Below are 15,766 nucleotides of genomic sequence, written 5' to 3'. Positions count from 1 at the left end.
GTCGATCTGGTCGAACGCCATGCCCTGGCCACCGTAGGTGGAGGACATCACGTGCGTGATCGCCGCGGTCAGCGTGGTCTTGCCGTGGTCTACGTGACCGATCGTGCCGACGTTTACGTGCGGCTTGGAACGTTCAAATTTTTCTTTGGACATGTCTTACATCCTCAACTGGAAACAAATTCTGTCGATCGCGTCCTATCAGGACGAACCCTTGATGACGTCCTCGACCACGCTCTTCGGGGCCTCGGCGTAACGACCGAACTCCATCGAGTAGGTCGCACGACCCTGGGTCGCCGAACGCAGGTCGGTGGCGTAACCGAACATCTCGGACAGCGGCACTTCGGCCTTGATCTGCTTGCTGCCGCCATGAACGTCTTCCATGCCCTGCACCATGCCGCGGCGACGGTTGACGTCACCGATGACGTCGCCCATGTACTCTTCCGGCGTCTCGATCTCGACTTTCATCATCGGCTCGAGCAGGACCGGGTTGGCCTTGGCGCAGCCTTCCTTCGTGGCCATGGAACCGGCCACCTTGAACGCCATTTCGTTCGAGTCGACCTCGTGGTACGAGCCGTCGTACAGCGTGACCTTGACGTCGACCATCGGGTAGCCGGCGATAACGCCATTCTGCAGCTGCTCTTCGGCACCGCGCTCGACCGCCGGGATGTATTCCTTGGGAACCACGCCACCGACGATCTGGTTGACGAACTCGAAGCCACCGCCTTCTTCCAGCGGCTCGATGCGCAGCTTGACGTGACCGTACTGACCACGACCACCGGACTGACGCACGAACTTGCCTTCCTGCTCGACGGTGCCGCGGATGGTTTCGCGGTATGCCACCTGCGGTTTGCCGATGTTCGCCTCGACCTTGAACTCGCGGCGCATGCGGTCGACCAGGATATCCAGGTGCAGCTCGCCCATGCCGGAGATGATGGTCTGGCCGGATTCCTCGTCGGTGCGAACGCGGAAGGACGGATCCTCCTGCGCCAGGCGACCGAGGGCCTGGGACATCTTTTCCTGGTCGGACTTGGTCTTCGGCTCGACGGCGACGGCGATTACCGGCTCCGGGAACTCCATGCGCTCCAGGATGATCGGGTTGCTCGGGTCGCAGAGCGTCTCACCGGTGGTGACGTTCTTCAGACCGACGGCCGCGGCGATGTCGCCGGAGTAGACCGACTTGATCTCCTCGCGGGAGTTGGAGTGCATCTGGAGAATACGGCCGATGCGCTCGCGGTTGCCGCGGGTGGAGTTCAGCACGGCGTCGCCGGCGTTGACGCTACCGGAGTAGACGCGGAAGAAGGCCAGCGAACCGACGAACGGGTCGGTCATGATCTTGAACGCCAGGGCGGAGAACGGCTGGTCGTCGCCAGTCTTCCGGTAGGCCTCGGTGCCGTCCGGCAGCTCGCCCTTGATGTCCGGAACCTCGGTCGGCGCCGGCAGGAACTCGATGACCGCGTCGAGCAGGCGCTGCACGCCCTTGTTCTTGAACGCGGTACCGCAGAGCGCCGGGATGATGTCGTTCTCGAGGGTGCGCTGACGCAGACCCTGCTTGATCTCGTCTTCGGTCAGCTCGCCGTTCTCGAGGTACTTCTCCATCAGCTCTTCCGACGACTCGGCGGCTGCCTCGACCATCTGCTCGCGGTAGGTCTCGGCGTCGTCCTGCAGTTCGGCCGGGATCTCGCGCTGGTCATAGGTCATGCCCATGTCGTCAGCGTTCCAGTAGATGGCCTTCATGCGGATCAGGTCGACCACGCCCTGGAACTCGTCCTCGGCGCCGATCGGGATGACGACCGGAACCGGAACCGCACCCAGGCGCTTCTTGAGCTGGTCCATGACGCGGAAGAAGTCGGCGCCCTGGCGGTCCATCTTGTTGACGAATGCCAGACGCGGGACACGGTACTTGTTCGCCTGCCGCCAGACCGTCTCGGACTGCGGCTGAACACCGCCGACCGCGCAGAGGACGAAGACCGCACCGTCGAGTACACGCAGGGAACGCTCCACCTCGATGGTGAAGTCGACGTGCCCCGGGGTGTCGATGATGTTCAGGCGGTGCTTCTGGAACTGCTGGTCCATGCCCTGCCAGAACGCGGTGGTGGCAGCGGAGGTGATGGTGATACCACGCTCCTGCTCCTGCTCCATCCAGTCCATCGTGGCGGCGCCTTCATGGACCTCGCCGATCTTGTGGGACACACCCGTGTAAAACAGGATGCGCTCGGAGGTCGTGGTCTTGCCGGCATCGATGTGAGCCATGATGCCGAAATTGCGATAGCGCTCGAGCGGGGTCGTACGGGACACGAAAAGTACCTCTTAAAAAAAGCGTCGGGTTACCAGCGGAAGTGGGCGAAGGCCTTGTTGGCCTCGGCCATGCGGTGCGTGTCTTCACGCTTCTTCACAGCGGAACCACGACCTTCGGCGGCATCCGACAGCTCACCGGCCATCTTCTGGGCCATGGTCTTCTCGCCGCGCTTGCGGGCGGCCTCGATCAGCCAGCGCATCGCCAGCGACGAACGACGCACCGGGCGCACTTCGACGGGCACCTGGTAGGTGGCACCACCCACACGGCGGGACTTGACCTCGACCGACGGGGCGACGTTTTCCAGCGCCTTCTCGACCACGTCGACCGGGTGACCCTTGCCCTTGGACTCGATCATGTCCATCGCGTCGTACAGCAGACGCTCGGCAACGGCCTTCTTGCCGCTGAGCATGATCATGTTGATGAATTTCGCGACGGTGACGTTGCCGAATTTCGGATCCGGCAGAATCTCGCGCTTGGGGACTTCTCTTCTACGGGGCATGTCAAATCCTACCGTTGATTAGCTCTTCGGACGCTTGGCGCCGTACTTGGAACGACCCTGACGGCGCTTCTCGACACCCTGGGTATCGAGGCTGCCGCGGACGACGTGGTAACGCACACCCGGGAGGTCCTTTACACGACCGCCGCGGATCAGCACGACCGAGTGCTCCTGCAGGTTGTGACCCTCACCACCGATGTAGCCGGTGACCTCGTAGCCAGACGTCAGGCGCACACGGGCGACCTTACGCAGGGCCGAGTTCGGCTTCTTCGGGGTGGTGGTGTAGACGCGGGTGCAGACGCCGCGTCGCTGGGGGCAGCGCTCCAGCGCCGGCACGCTGGTCTTTTCGACCATGCGCTTGCGCGGCTTGCGCACTAGCTGATTGATAGTAGCCATGTATCCGTATTCTCCGACCAAAAACTAGCACGACGGGCACAGTTGCCCGCCGTAAAGGGCAGTGATTCTATGCAGTTGGCGCGTTGCTGTCAACGCAACCTCATTCCTCGTTGCCGTTCTCCTCGGCAGTGGCCTCCACCTCGGCGGCCTCGGCCGGCGCACCGAACAGGTCGTTGGCCTGATCGAGCGCGGCGTGACGCCGACGGCGACGCTCCTCGTGGTGCGCCAGGCCCGTACCCGCCGGGATGAGACGACCGACGATGACGTTCTCCTTGAGGCCACGCAGCTCGTCGCGACCGCCGCGCGTGGCGGCGTCCGTGAGCACTCGGGTGGTCTCCTGGAACGACGCCGCGGAGATGAACGACTCGGTGACCAGCGATGCCTTGGTGATGCCCAGGAGCATCGGCTCGTACTTCGCCGGGAACTTGCCGTCCTTCTCCAGAGCCGCGTTCTCCTCGACCAGCCGCGCCTTGTCGACCTGATCGCCACGCAGGTAGCCGGAATCGCCCGACTCGGTGATCTCGACCTTGCGCAGCATCTGGCGAACGATCACCTCGATGTGTTTGTCGTCGATGCCCACGCCCTGCAGGCGGTACACGTCCTGAATCTCCTTGACGATGTAGTTCGCCAGCTCGGCGATCCCGCGCAGGCGCAGGATGTCGTGCGGAGCCAGTTCGCCGTCGGCAATGATCTCGCCCCGCTCGACGTGCTCGCCCTCGAAGACGTTGATCACGCGGTATTTCGGGATCAACTCCTCGTGCTGCTCGCCGTGCTCGTCGGTGATCACCAGGCGCTGCTTGCCCTTGGTCTCCTTGCCGAAGCTGACCGTACCGGTGTGCTCGGCGAGGATCGCCGGCTCCTTGGGCTTGCGGGCCTCGAACAGATCCGCCACACGCGGCAGACCGCCGGTGATGTCGCGGGTCTTCTGCGACTCCTGAGGGATGCGGGCGACCACGTCACCGACCTGCACCTCGGCGCCGTCGGTGATGCCGATGATCGCACCGGCCGGCAGGACGTAGATCGCGGGGATCTCGGTGCCCGGCAGGTTGACGGCATTGCCCTCGGCGTCGGTCAGGGCGATCGCCGGACGCAGATCCTTGGCCGTACCGGTACGCTGCGCCGGATCGATGATGATCTGCGAGGACAGGCCGGTGATCTCGTCCGTCTCGGTCTTGACCGACTGACCGTCGACGAAGTCCGAGAAGCGCGCGAAACCTTCCACCTCGGAGACGACCGGGTGCGTGTGCGGGTCCCAGTTGGCCAGCGTGGTGCCGGCATCGACCTTCTCGCCGTCCTTGACCCGGATGACCGAGCCGTAGGGCACCTTGTAGCGCTCACGCTCACGGCCCTGCTCGTCGAGCATGCCGAGCTCGCCCGAGCGGGTGACGGCAACCAGGTCGCCATCGCGGTTCTTGACGGTCTTGAGGTTGTGCAGGCGCACTGCACCGGCCGCCTTGTTCTCGACCGAACTCGCCGCGGCCGAACGGGAGGCGGCACCGCCGATGTGGAAGGTCCGCATGGTCAGCTGGGTGCCCGGCTCGCCGATCGACTGGGCCGCCATGACGCCGACCGCCTCGCCGAGGTTGACCGGCTCGCCGCGGGCCAGGTCGCGCCCGTAGCACTTGGCACAGACGCCGTGACGCGCCTCACAGGTGATCGCGGAACGGACCCAGACCTCGTCGATGCCCGACTGCTCGATGCGGGCGACCATCGCCTCGTCGATCAGGGTGCCGGCCGGCAGCAGGACTTCCTCAGTACCCGGCACGACCAGGTCCTTGGAGGTCACGCGACCCAGGATCCGGTTGCCCAGGCCCTCGACCACGTCGCCACCCTCGATCACGGCGGTCATCTTCAGACCGTCGGTGGTGGTGCCGCAGTCGTCGGAGGTCACGACCAGGTCCTGCGCCACGTCGACCAAGCGACGGGTCAGGTAACCGGAGTTCGCGGTCTTCAGGGCGGTATCCGCCAGACCCTTACGGGCGCCGTGGGTCGAGATGAAGTACTGGAGTACGTTCAGACCCTCGCGGAAGTTCGCGGTGATCGGCGTCTCGATGATCGAGCCGTCCGGCTTGGTCATCAGGCCGCGCATGCCGGCCAGCTGACGGATCTGCGCCGCACTACCCCGCGCGCCGGAGTCCGCCATCATGAAGATCGCGTTGAAGGAGTTCTGGGTGACGTCGTTGCCGTCCTTGTCCTTGACGGTGTGCGCGCCCAGCTGCTCCATCATCGAGCGGGAGATGGAGTCGTTGGCGCGCGACCAGATGTCGACCACCTTGTTGTAACGCTCCTTCTCGGTCACGAGACCCTGGCCGTACTGGTCCTGGATCTCCTTGACCTCGGCCTCGGCGGCGGCCAGCTCGGCATCCTTCGAGGCCGGGACGATCATGTCGTCCGAGCAGATCGAGATGCCCGAGCGGGTCGCGTAGCGGAAGCCCGTGTACATCAGCTGGTCGGCGAACACGACCGTGTCCTTCAGACCCAGGTGACGGTAGACGTAGTTGAGCAGCGCCGAGATCGGCTTCTTGCCCATGTCCTTGTTGATCTGCTCGAAGGGAATGCCCTCGGGCACGATCCGGTACAGCAGGGCGCGGCCGACGGTGGTCTCGACGATGGCGGTCTTGGATTCGACCGTGCCGTCTTCCTCGCGGGTCCAGTCACGGATGCGGACACGCACCAGCGCGCCCAGCTCCACCTGGCCGTTGTCGTAGGCGCGCTGCACCTCGTCGGTGTCGGCGAAGATCATGCCCTCGCCACGCGCGTTCACCTTGGAACGCGTCATGTAGTAGATGCCGAGCACGATGTCCTGCGACGGCACGATGACCGGCTCGCCGGAGGCGGGCGACAGGACGTTGTTGGTCGACATCATCAGCGCGCGGGCTTCCGACTGCGCCTCCAGCGACAGCGGCACGTGCACCGCCATCTGGTCACCGTCGAAGTCGGCGTTGTAGGCCGAGCAGACCAGCGGGTGCAGCTGGATCGCCTTGCCCTCGATCAGGGTCGGCTCGAACGCCTGGATGCCCAGACGGTGCAGGGTCGGGGCGCGGTTCAGCAGCACCGGGTGCTCGCGGATCACTTCCTCGAGCACGTCCCAGACCTCGGCGCCCTCGCGCTCGACCAGCTTCTTGGCCGCCTTGATGGTGGTGGCGAGACCACGGCGATGCAGCTTGCCGAAGATGAACGGCTTGAACAGCTCGAGCGCCATCTTCTTGGGCAGACCGCACTGGTGCAGGCGCAGGGTCGGGCCGACCACGATGACCGAACGGCCCGAGTAGTCGACGCGTTTGCCGAGCAGGTTCTGGCGGAAGCGGCCCTGCTTGCCCTTGATCATGTCGGCGAGCGACTTCAGGGGACGCTTGTTGGTGCCGGTGACGGCGCGGCCGCGACGACCATTGTCGAGCAGCGAGTCGACCGACTCCTGCAGCATCCGCTTCTCGTTGCGCAGGATGATGTCCGGCGCATTGATCTCGAGCAGGCGCTTGAGGCGGTTGTTGCGGTTGATGACCCGACGGTAGAGATCGTTGAGGTCACTGGTCGCGAACCGGCCGCCGTCCAGCGGGACGAGCGGACGCAGGTCCGGCGGAAGCACCGGCAGCTGGGTCATGACCAGCCACTCCGGGCGGTTGCCGGAGGCGCGGAACGATTCCAGGAGCTTCAGGCGTTTGGTGATGCGCTTGATCTTGGTCTCCGAGCCGGTCTCGGCTAGCTCGTCGCGCAGCTTGAGGATCTCGTCGTCGAGGTTGATCTCCTTCAAGAGCTTCTGGATGGACTCGGCGCCCATGCCCGCCTCGAACTCGTCGCCGAACTGCTCGAGGGCCTCGATGTACATCTCGTCGGTGAGCAGATCGCCCTTGTTCAGGGTGGTCATGCCCGGATCGGTGACGATGAACGCCTCGAAGTACAGGACGCGCTCGATGTCGCGCAGCGTCATGTCCAGCAGCAGACCGATGCGGCTCGGCAGCGACTTCAGGAACCAGATGTGCGCGACCGGGCACGCCAGCTCGATGTGGCCCATGCGCTCGCGGCGGACCTTCGAGAGGGTGACCTCGACGCCACACTTCTCGCACACGACACCGCGGTGCTTGAGGCGCTTGTACTTGCCGCAGAGGCACTCGTAATCCCGCACCGGGCCGAAGATCTTGGCGCAGAACAGGCCATCGCGCTCCGGCTTGAAGGTGCGGTAGTTGATGGTCTCCGGCTTCTTCACTTCGCCGAACGACCAGGAACGGATCATCTCCGGGGAGGCCAGCGAGATACGGATGTGGTCGAAGTCCTCTTCGCCGACCTCGTGGTTCATCAGATTAAGCAATTCTTTCATTGACTACCTGCCTAACGTGTTCTGTCACACGGCACCATGGGCCCGGGATTACCCGGCGGGCCCATGCCCCGGAAATCACTCGTCGTCTTGTTCCAGCTCGATGTTGATCCCGAGCGAGCGGATTTCCTTCAACAGCACGTTGAAGGACTCCGGCATGCCCGCGTCCATGCGGTGATCGCCATCGACGATGTGCTTGTACATCTTGTTCCGGCCGTCGACGTCGTCGGACTTGACCGTCAGCATTTCCTGCAGCGTATAGGCCGCACCGTACGCCTCGAGCGCCCAGACCTCCATCTCGCCGAAGCGCTGACCGCCGAACTGCGCCTTGCCGCCCAGCGGCTGCTGGGTGACCAGGCTGTACGGACCGGTCGAACGCGCGTGCATCTTGTCGTCGACCAGGTGGTTGAGCTTGAGGATGTACATGTAGCCGACGGTGGTCTTGCGCTCGAACGGCTCGCCGCTGCGGCCGTCGTAAAGCTGCACCTGACCGTTCTCCGGCATCTCGGCGAGCTTGAGCATGTGCTTGACCTCGTCCTCGACCGCACCGTCGAAGACCGGCGTGGCCATCGGCACGCCCTTCTTGAGGTTGCCGGCCATCTCGATCAGCTCGTCGTCGGTCAGGCTGTCGAGATCGACGGTCGGCTCCTCGCGGTGGTTGTACACCTTGTCGAGGAACGCGCGCAGCTCCTTGATCGCCTTCTCGCGCTCGAGCTTGAGGCGCTTCTCGATCTGGTGACCCAGGCCGCGGGCGGCCAGGCCCAGGTGGGTCTCGAGGATCTGACCGATGTTCATCCGCGACGGAACACCCAGCGGGTTGAGGCAGATGTCCATCGGCGTGCCGTCTTCCATGTACGGCATGTCTTCCTCGGGCACGATCATCGAGATGACGCCCTTGTTGCCGTGGCGGCCGGCGAGCTTGTCGCCCGGCTGGATGCGACGCTTCACGGCCACGTAGACCTTGACCATCTTGAGCACGCCCGGCTGCAGGTCGTCGCCCTGCTGGATCTTGCGCTTCTTGTCCTCGAACCGCGCCTCGGCGTCGGCCTTCTCGCGCTCGAGCTGGGCCTTGTACTCCTCCAGCGCGGAAGCGGCGGACTCGTCCTCGACGCGGATCTCGAACCACTTGGCCGGATCGATCTTGTTCAGCTGCGCGGCGGTGATCTTGCCGCCGGCCTTGACGCCAGTCGGGCCACCGACGGCGACCTTGCCCAGCAGCACGTCGCGAACGCGCGCCTGGATGTCGCCCTCGATGATGCGCATGCGATCCTTGAGATCCTTGCGCACCGCATCGAGGTCGGCCTCTTCGATGGCACGGGCACGGCTGTCCTTCTCGATGCCGTCACGGGTGAAGACACGGACGTCGATGACGGTGCCTTCGATGCCCTGCGGAACGCGCAGGGAGGTGTCCTTCACGTCGGACGCCTTCTCGCCGAAGATGGCTCTGAGGAGCTTTTCCTCCGGGGTGAGCTGGGTTTCGCCCTTCGGCGTGACCTTGCCCACCAGGATGTCGTTCGGCTTGACCTCGGCACCAATGTGCACCACGCCGGCCTCGTCGAGCTTGTTGAGCAGGTTCTCGGCGACGTTCGGGATGTCGGCCGTGATCTCCTCAGCGCCCAGCTTCGTGTCGCGGGCGACACAGTTGAGCTCCTCGATGTGGATGGTGGTGAAGCGGTCTTCACGCACCACCCGCTCGGACATGAGGATGGAATCCTCGAAGTTGTAGCCGTTCCAGGGCATGAAGGCACAGAGGATGTTCTGGCCCAGTGCCAACTCGCCCATGTCGACGGACGGGCCGTCGGCCAGCACGTCGCCCTTCTCGATCTGGTCACCGACCTTCACCAGCGGACGCTGGTTGATGCAGGTGTTCTGGTTCGAGCGGGTGTACTTGGTCAGGTTGTAGATGTCGACACCGACCTCGCCCTGGGTGGCCTCCTCGGCCTTGACCCGGACCACGACGCGCGAGGCGTCGACGCGGTCCACCACGCCGCCGCGCTTGGCGACCACGCAGGCGCCGGAATCGGTCGCGACCACGCGCTCCATGCCGGTACCGACCAGCGGCTTGTCCGCCTTCAGGGTCGGAACCGCCTGACGCTGCATGTTCGAGCCCATCAGGGCGCGGTTGGCGTCATCGTGCTCGAGGAACGGGATGATCGAGGCGGCCACCGACACGATCTGCTTCGGCGAGACGTCCATGTACTGGATCTCGGACGGGTCGGAGAGCATGAACTCGCCCGATTTCCGCGCGGAGATCAGCTCACCGGTCAAGCGACCGTCTTCGTCCAACGGCGCATTGGCCTGGGCGATGGTGTACTTCTCCTCCTCGTAGGCCGACAGCCAGTCGACGTCCGAGGTGACCTTGCCGTCGACCACCTTGCGGTACGGCGTCTCGAGGAAGCCGTAGGTGTTGGTCTGCGCGAACACGGCCAGGGAGTTGATCAGGCCGATGTTCGGGCCTTCCGGCGTCTCGATCGGGCAGACGCGGCCGTAGTGCGTGGTGTGCACGTCGCGCACCTCGAAGCCGGCACGCTCGCGGGTCAGACCGCCCGGGCCGAGGGCCGAGATACGACGCTTGTGCGTGACCTCGGACAGCGGGTTGTTCTGGTCCATGAACTGCGACAGCTGCGAGGAGCCGAAGAACTCCTTGACCGCGGCCGCGACCGGCTTGGCGTTGATCAGGTCTTGCGGGGTCAGGCCCTCGCTCTCGGCCTGGGTCAGGCGCTCCTTGACGGCGCGCTCGACCCGCACCAGACCGATGCGGAAGACGTTCTCGGCCATCTCGCCCACCGAGCGGATGCGACGGTTGCCAAGGTGGTCGATGTCGTCGGTCTTGCCGTTGCCGTTGCGGATGGCGATCAGTTCCATCAGCACGTCGAGGATGTCGGACAGCTCGCCGCTCTCCTCGAAGCGCTTCTTGGCGATCTCGTCACCGGCCTCGGCCAGGCGACCGAAGTACTTGGCGTCGTAGAGGATGCCCGGACCGGAATCGCCCTCGCGTTCGAGGCGACGGTTGAACTTCATGCGGCCGACCTCGGAGAGATCGTAGCGCTCCTCGGAGAAGAACAGGCCGTGGAACAGGCCTTCGGCCGCGTCCTTGGTCGGCGGCTCGCCCGGGCGCATCATCTTGTAGATCTCGACCATCGCCTCGAGCGGCGTGGTGGACGGATCGTTGCGCAGGGTCAGCGACATGTACGGGCCGCGGTCGACCTCGTTGTAGTACAGGGTCTTGAACGACTCGATGCCGGCCTTCTGGAAGCTCGCCAGCATCTCCTCGGTGATCTCGTCGTTGGCGTTGGCGATCACTTCGCCGCTGTCGGTGTCGACCACGTCCTTGGCGAGCGTGCGGCCGACCACGAACTCCGCCGGAACCGGCAGGTTGTCGATCTTGGCGTTGTTGAGATCACGCACGTGCTTGGCGGTGATGCGCTTGCCCGCCTTGACGATGGTCTCGCCGTCGACCTCGATGTCGAAGGCCGCGTCGGTGCCCTTGAGACGCTCGGGAACCAGGGTGAGCGCGAGGTTCTCGCCGTCGACGCGGAACTCGTCGTGCTCGAAGAAGATGTCGAGCATCTCCTCGTTGTTGTAGCCCAGCGCACGCAGCAGGATCGACGCCGGGATCTTGCGACGACGGTCGATGCGGACGTAGACGAGGTCCTTCTGGTCGAACTCGAAGTCGAGCCAGGAGCCGCGGTACGGGATCACCCGCGCGGAGAACAGCATGCGCTTGGAGCTGGTGCTCTTGCCCTTGTCGTGGTCGAAGAACACGCCCGGCGAGCGGTGCAGCTGGGAGACGATGACACGCTCGGTGCCGTTGACGACGAAGGTGCCGCTCTCGGTCTGCAGCGGGATCTCGCCCATGTAGACATCCTGCTCGCGGATGTCCTTGACGACCTTGGAGCCCGCCGGGGCGTCCTTGTCGTAGATGACCAGGCGCAGCTTGACGCGCAGCGGTGCCGAGTAGGTCAGGCCGCGGATCTGGCATTCGCGGACATCGAACGCCGGCTCGCCGAAGTGGTAGTCGACGTAATCGATTTCAGCATTGCCCGAATGGCTCGCGATCGGAAACACCGAGCCCAGCGCCGCGTGCAGCCCGATGTTGCGACGCTCCTTCTGCGCCACACCCTGCTGCAGGAAACCCTCGTAGGATTTGACCTGCGTGGTCAACAGATAGGGGACCGGCAGGACCTCGGCACGCTTGCCGAAGTCCTTGCGGATTCGCTTCTTCTCAGTGAATGAATAGCTCATCTACTTTCCTCGTCGGGACAATCTGAGTGTGATCGCCAGCGGACTGGCGATGCACGCCGTGGCGCGCGGGGATCCGTTCCCCCTGGGTGGAGCCGCAATCGGCGGCCCCGGGCAACCTTTCGCGATCAGACCGTCGATCCGATCGCGAAAGGACGCCCAACAAGCGCGTAAAGGCCGGCGACCCGAAGGCCACCAGCCCGTACCTGGGTGCTGTGGTTAAGCGACCCTTGCACTCGTTTACTTGAGCTCGACGGAAGCGCCTGCCTCTTCGAGCTTGGCCTTCATGGACTCGGCCTCGTCCTTCTCGACGCCTTCCTTGATGGCGCTCGGAGCACCTTCGACCAGTTCCTTGGCTTCCTTGAGGCCCAGGCCGGTCAGCTCGCGGGTCGCCTTGATGACGGCAACCTTGTTGGAACCGAACGAGCTCAGGACCACGTCGAACTCGGTCTTCTCTTCTGCAGCGGCGGCGCCTTCGCCACCACCAGCTGCCGGAGCGGCGGCAACGGCGGCCGCGGCGCTTACGCCGAACTTCTCTTCCATGTCGGAGATCAGTTCAACGACCTCCATGACGGACATGTTGGAGATCGCTTCGAGGATATCGTCTTTTGTAACTGCCATGATTGAGTACCTGAAAAGTGATGAAAAAGGTTAAGCCGCTTGTTTCTGGTCGCGAACGGCTGCCACGGTGCGAACCAGCTTGCCCGGTACCTCGTTGAAGGTACGGGCCAGCTTGGTGACCGGCGCCTGCATGGTCGCCATGAGTTGCGCAAGCGCTTCCTCACGGGTCGGCAGGCTGGCAACGCGATCGATAGCGGAAGCCGGGAGGAGTTCGCCACCCAAGGACACGAACTGGACCTCAAGCGCTTCCATCTCCTTGGCAGCGTCCTTCATCAGACGCGCCGCGGAGCCCAGGTCGTCCAGCGAGAACGCGAGGATGAGCGGGCCGCGCAGGGCGTCGCTCATGCATTCGTACTCGGTGCCTTCCAGGGCGCGCTTGGCCAGAGTGTTCTTGACGACACGCAGGTAAACACCGGCTTCGCGTGCCTTGACGCGAAGTTCGGTAACCTGTGAGACCGTCAAGCCTCGATACTCGACGCCAACCGCCGAGTAGGCCTTGGATGCAACCTCGGCGACTTCAGCGACAACCAACTTCTTGCGATCGAAGGTTAATGCCACGTCTCTTACCTACGGTTACAAAGGGACAAGCCCTTTTCGTTTGAAACCGATTCGCGCGGTGCACGAATCGCCCTTCGTAACGGCCACCCAGACATGAAATCATCGGGACTCTGACCGTCTGCGCAGGCTTTCTCGATTAAGCGGGAGGGCGAACCCGCCCGCGCCTGCGGTCTTTGACGCCACCGGTATCAATACCGGCAGTCCAAAGAACGTGACCGGCCTCGACACGCGGGTCGAGGCCGGTTATTCGGGGGTTGCGCCGCGGTTATTCCGCGAGCGAACCCTGGTCGACCACCAGGCCGGGGCCCATCGTGGTCGAGACGGATACACGCTTCATGTACACGCCTTTTGCCGCCGACGGCTTGGCCTTGTTCAGGTCGCCGATCAGGGCATTGAGGTTGTCGATCAGCGCCGCCGGATCGAAGTCCACCTTGCCGATGGTGCAGTGGATGATGCCGTTCTTGTCGGTGCGGTAACGAACCTGGCCGGCCTTGGCGTTCTTGACCGCCGTGCCCACGTCGGTGGAAACCGTGCCCACCTTCGGGTTCGGCATCAGGCCACGCGGGCCGAGGATCTGACCCAGCTGGCCGACCACGCGCATCGCGTCCGGGGAGGCGATGACGACGTCGAAGTCCATGCGACCCTGCTTGATCTCGTCGGCGAGGTCGTCCATGCCGACGATGTCGGCACCGGCTTCCTTGGCCGCCTCGGCGTTGGCACCCTGGGCAAAGACGGCAACGCGCACGTCCTGACCGGTGCCGCGCGGCAGCACGGTGGAACCGCGAACCATCTGGTCCGAGCGGCGCGGGTCGACGCCCAGGTTGACGGCGACGTCAACGGACTCGTTGAACTTCACCTTGGAGACTTCCTTCAGCAGGGCGAAGGCCTCTTCGGCACCGTACTGACGGTTGCGATCGATCTTCTCGGCGATCAGCTTCTGACGCTTGCTCAGCTTGGCCATCTCACACACCCTCCACGTTCAGGCCCATGCTGCGGGCGCTACCGGCAATGGTGCGCACACGGGCGTCGAGATCCTTCGCCGTCAGGTCCGGCTCCTTGGTCTTGGCAATCTCTTCGAGCTGCTCGCGGGTGACCGTGCCAACCTTGGTCTTGTTCGGCTCGGCGGAACCGCTCTTGATGCCGACGGCCTTCTTCAGAAGGATCGCGGCCGGCGGGGTCTTCATGATGAAGGTGAACGACTTGTCCTGATAGACAGTGATCACCACCGGAACGGGAAGACCCGGCTCGATGTTGCCCGACGCGGCGTTGAACTCCTTGCAGAAGCCCATGATGTTGACGCCGTGCTGACCCAGGGCGGGACCGATGGGGGGCGACGGGTTGGCCTGACCGGCAGGCACCTGAAGCTTGATGTAAGCGGAGACTTTCTTAGCCATGATGACCTCTCAAGTGGGTAGTAGCGCCCGACGCCGGGCCGGGCTCCCCGTGTGCCGACAAATCAGGTCTTCTCGACCTGGTCGAAATTCAGTTCCACCGGGGTGGAACGTCCGAAAATGCTCACCGCGACACGCAGGCGGCTCTTCTCGTAGTTGACTTCCTCGACCGTGCCGGTGAAGTCGTTGAACGGACCGTCGCAGACGCGGACCATCTCGCCGACGTCGAACAGCGTCTTCGGCTTCGGCTTCTCGGTCGAATCCTTCATCCGGTTGAGGATCTGGTCGGCCTCGCGCTCGGTGATCGGCGTCGGCTTGCCACCCGAGTTGCCGATAAAGCCCAGCACGCGCGGCACCGAGTTGATTAGGTGCCACGCCTCGTCGGTCATGTCCACCTGGACCAGCACGTAACCCGGGAAGAACTTGCGCTCGGAACGGCGCTTGACGCCGTCGCGCATCTCGACCACCTCCTCGGACGGAACGAGGATCTCGCCGAACAGATGCTGCAGACCGGCGCGCTCGATGCGCTCCTGCAACGCCTTCTTGACGCTGTTTTCGTACTGTGAGAACGCCTGGACGACGTACCAGCGCATCGCCATGCTTAAGCCTCCTAACCGGTAATGCTGCGAACGATCCAACCCAGCAGCGAGTCGACGCCCCAGAGGAACAGGCCGATCAGGATGACGAGCAGGATGACCACGAGGGTCGTCTGCGTCGCTTCCTGGCGCGTCGGCCAGACCATCTTCTTGACCTCGAGACGCGAGTCGAAGGTGAACTGCCAGATCGACCGCCCGACAGCCGTGGTGTACGCCACGGCGATCGCGAGCCCCGCACCTGCCACGACGGCCAGGATGCGCAGGAACAGCGGCTGGTCATCAAGCAGGTAATAACCCACGATGCCGGCCAGGATCAGGGCGATCGCGAGCGCGATCTTGGCTGAATCCAGACCAGACGACGTGGGCTGCACGGACTTTTCCGACATGTTAGGAACTCACGCTTCAAAGACAGTACCCGCCGGCCGGCGAACCGGGCCCGGCGGGCACCCCCTGCACGGAAGTGGCAGGGCAGGAGGGACTCGAACCCCCAACCTACGGTTTTGGAGACCGTTGCTCTGCCAGTTGAGCTACTGCCCTAGTGTTTTCGCCTACCGCGAAAAAAGAGCGCGAAGTCTATCCGACTCCGCGCCTTGACGCAACCCGTTGCGGGTTACTCGATGATCTTGGAAACGACGCCGGCGCCGACGGTGCGGCCGCCTTCGCGGACGGCAAAGCGCAGACCTTCTTCCATCGCGATCGGCGCGATCAGCGTGACGGTCATCGCCACGTTATCACCCGGCATGACCATCTCGGTGCCTTCCGGCAGCTCGCAAGCGCCAGTCACGTCGGTGGTGCGGAAGTAGAACTGCGGGCGGTAGCCGTTGAAGAACGGGGTGTGACGACCACCCTCTTCCTTCG

Annotated in this window: 12 protein-coding genes, 1 tRNA gene and 1 pseudogene; all 14 read right to left on the bottom strand. The window is 64.1% G+C overall.

Annotated elements, in window-relative coordinates:
* Positions 1-153, bottom strand: a 153-nt coding sequence (locus FAZ79_RS10450) for a GTP-binding protein (RefSeq protein ID WP_247709524.1), incomplete at its 3' end; no start/stop codon positions are given.
* A 45-nt stretch (positions 154-198) separates the two neighbouring features.
* Positions 199-2,295 (bottom strand): elongation factor G, encoded by a 2,097-nt coding sequence (gene fusA / locus FAZ79_RS10445; protein WP_136867911.1) that lies wholly within the window; start codon positions 2,293-2,295, stop codon positions 199-201.
* Positions 2,296-2,324: 29 nt separating this feature from the next.
* Positions 2,325-2,795 carry a 30S ribosomal protein S7 gene (gene rpsG, locus FAZ79_RS10440; protein ID WP_136867910.1) on the bottom strand — a complete coding sequence of 157 codons (471 nt, stop codon included), beginning with the start codon at positions 2,793-2,795 and terminating at the stop codon, positions 2,325-2,327.
* An 18-nt stretch (positions 2,796-2,813) separates the two neighbouring features.
* Positions 2,814-3,188 carry a 30S ribosomal protein S12 gene (gene rpsL, locus FAZ79_RS10435; RefSeq protein WP_125199268.1) on the bottom strand — a complete coding sequence of 125 codons (375 nt, stop codon included), beginning with the start codon at positions 3,186-3,188 and terminating at the stop codon, positions 2,814-2,816.
* A 100-nt stretch (positions 3,189-3,288) separates the two neighbouring features.
* On the bottom strand, positions 3,289-7,503 hold the full coding sequence (gene rpoC, locus FAZ79_RS10430) for a DNA-directed RNA polymerase subunit beta' (protein ID WP_136867909.1): 4,215 nt from the start codon (positions 7,501-7,503) through the stop codon (positions 3,289-3,291).
* A 75-nt stretch (positions 7,504-7,578) separates the two neighbouring features.
* Positions 7,579-11,745, bottom strand: a complete 4,167-nt coding sequence (rpoB, locus tag FAZ79_RS10425) for a DNA-directed RNA polymerase subunit beta (protein ID WP_136867908.1) — start codon at positions 11,743-11,745, stop codon at positions 7,579-7,581.
* 237 nt (positions 11,746-11,982) lie between these two features.
* Complete coding sequence (gene rplL, locus FAZ79_RS10420; RefSeq protein ID WP_136867907.1) at positions 11,983-12,363, bottom strand: 50S ribosomal protein L7/L12; 381 nt, start codon at positions 12,361-12,363, stop codon at positions 11,983-11,985.
* A 30-nt stretch (positions 12,364-12,393) separates the two neighbouring features.
* Complete coding sequence (rplJ, locus tag FAZ79_RS10415) at positions 12,394-12,921, bottom strand: 50S ribosomal protein L10 (RefSeq protein WP_136867906.1); 528 nt, start codon at positions 12,919-12,921, stop codon at positions 12,394-12,396.
* Between the two features lie 265 nt (positions 12,922-13,186).
* Entirely contained in the window at positions 13,187-13,882 is a 696-nt protein-coding gene (gene rplA, locus FAZ79_RS10410; RefSeq protein WP_136867905.1) for a 50S ribosomal protein L1, read from the bottom strand.
* A gap of 1 nt (position 13,883) precedes the next feature.
* On the bottom strand, positions 13,884-14,315 hold the full coding sequence (rplK, locus tag FAZ79_RS10405; protein ID WP_136867904.1) for a 50S ribosomal protein L11: 432 nt from the start codon (positions 14,313-14,315) through the stop codon (positions 13,884-13,886).
* Between the two features lie 62 nt (positions 14,316-14,377).
* A complete protein-coding gene (gene nusG / locus FAZ79_RS10400; protein WP_136867903.1) occupies positions 14,378-14,911 on the bottom strand; it encodes a transcription termination/antitermination protein NusG in 534 nt (177 codons plus the stop codon).
* A gap of 11 nt (positions 14,912-14,922) precedes the next feature.
* Positions 14,923-15,294: a preprotein translocase subunit SecE gene (secE, locus tag FAZ79_RS10395; protein ID WP_136867902.1), complete on the bottom strand. Its 372-nt coding sequence runs from the start codon at positions 15,292-15,294 to the stop codon at positions 14,923-14,925.
* Between the two features lie 75 nt (positions 15,295-15,369).
* Positions 15,370-15,445: transfer RNA gene (locus tag FAZ79_RS10390), tRNA-Trp, on the bottom strand.
* A gap of 73 nt (positions 15,446-15,518) precedes the next feature.
* Positions 15,519-15,766 (bottom strand): annotated as a pseudogene (gene tuf / locus FAZ79_RS10385) (elongation factor Tu); the annotation flags it as partial.

Source organism: Guyparkeria sp. SB14A, assembly GCF_005096345.1.
Lineage (GTDB): Bacteria > Pseudomonadota > Gammaproteobacteria > Halothiobacillales > Halothiobacillaceae > Guyparkeria > Guyparkeria hydrothermalis.
Note: the sequence above shows the minus strand (reverse complement) of the source record. Positions and strands in the feature narration are given on the sequence as shown.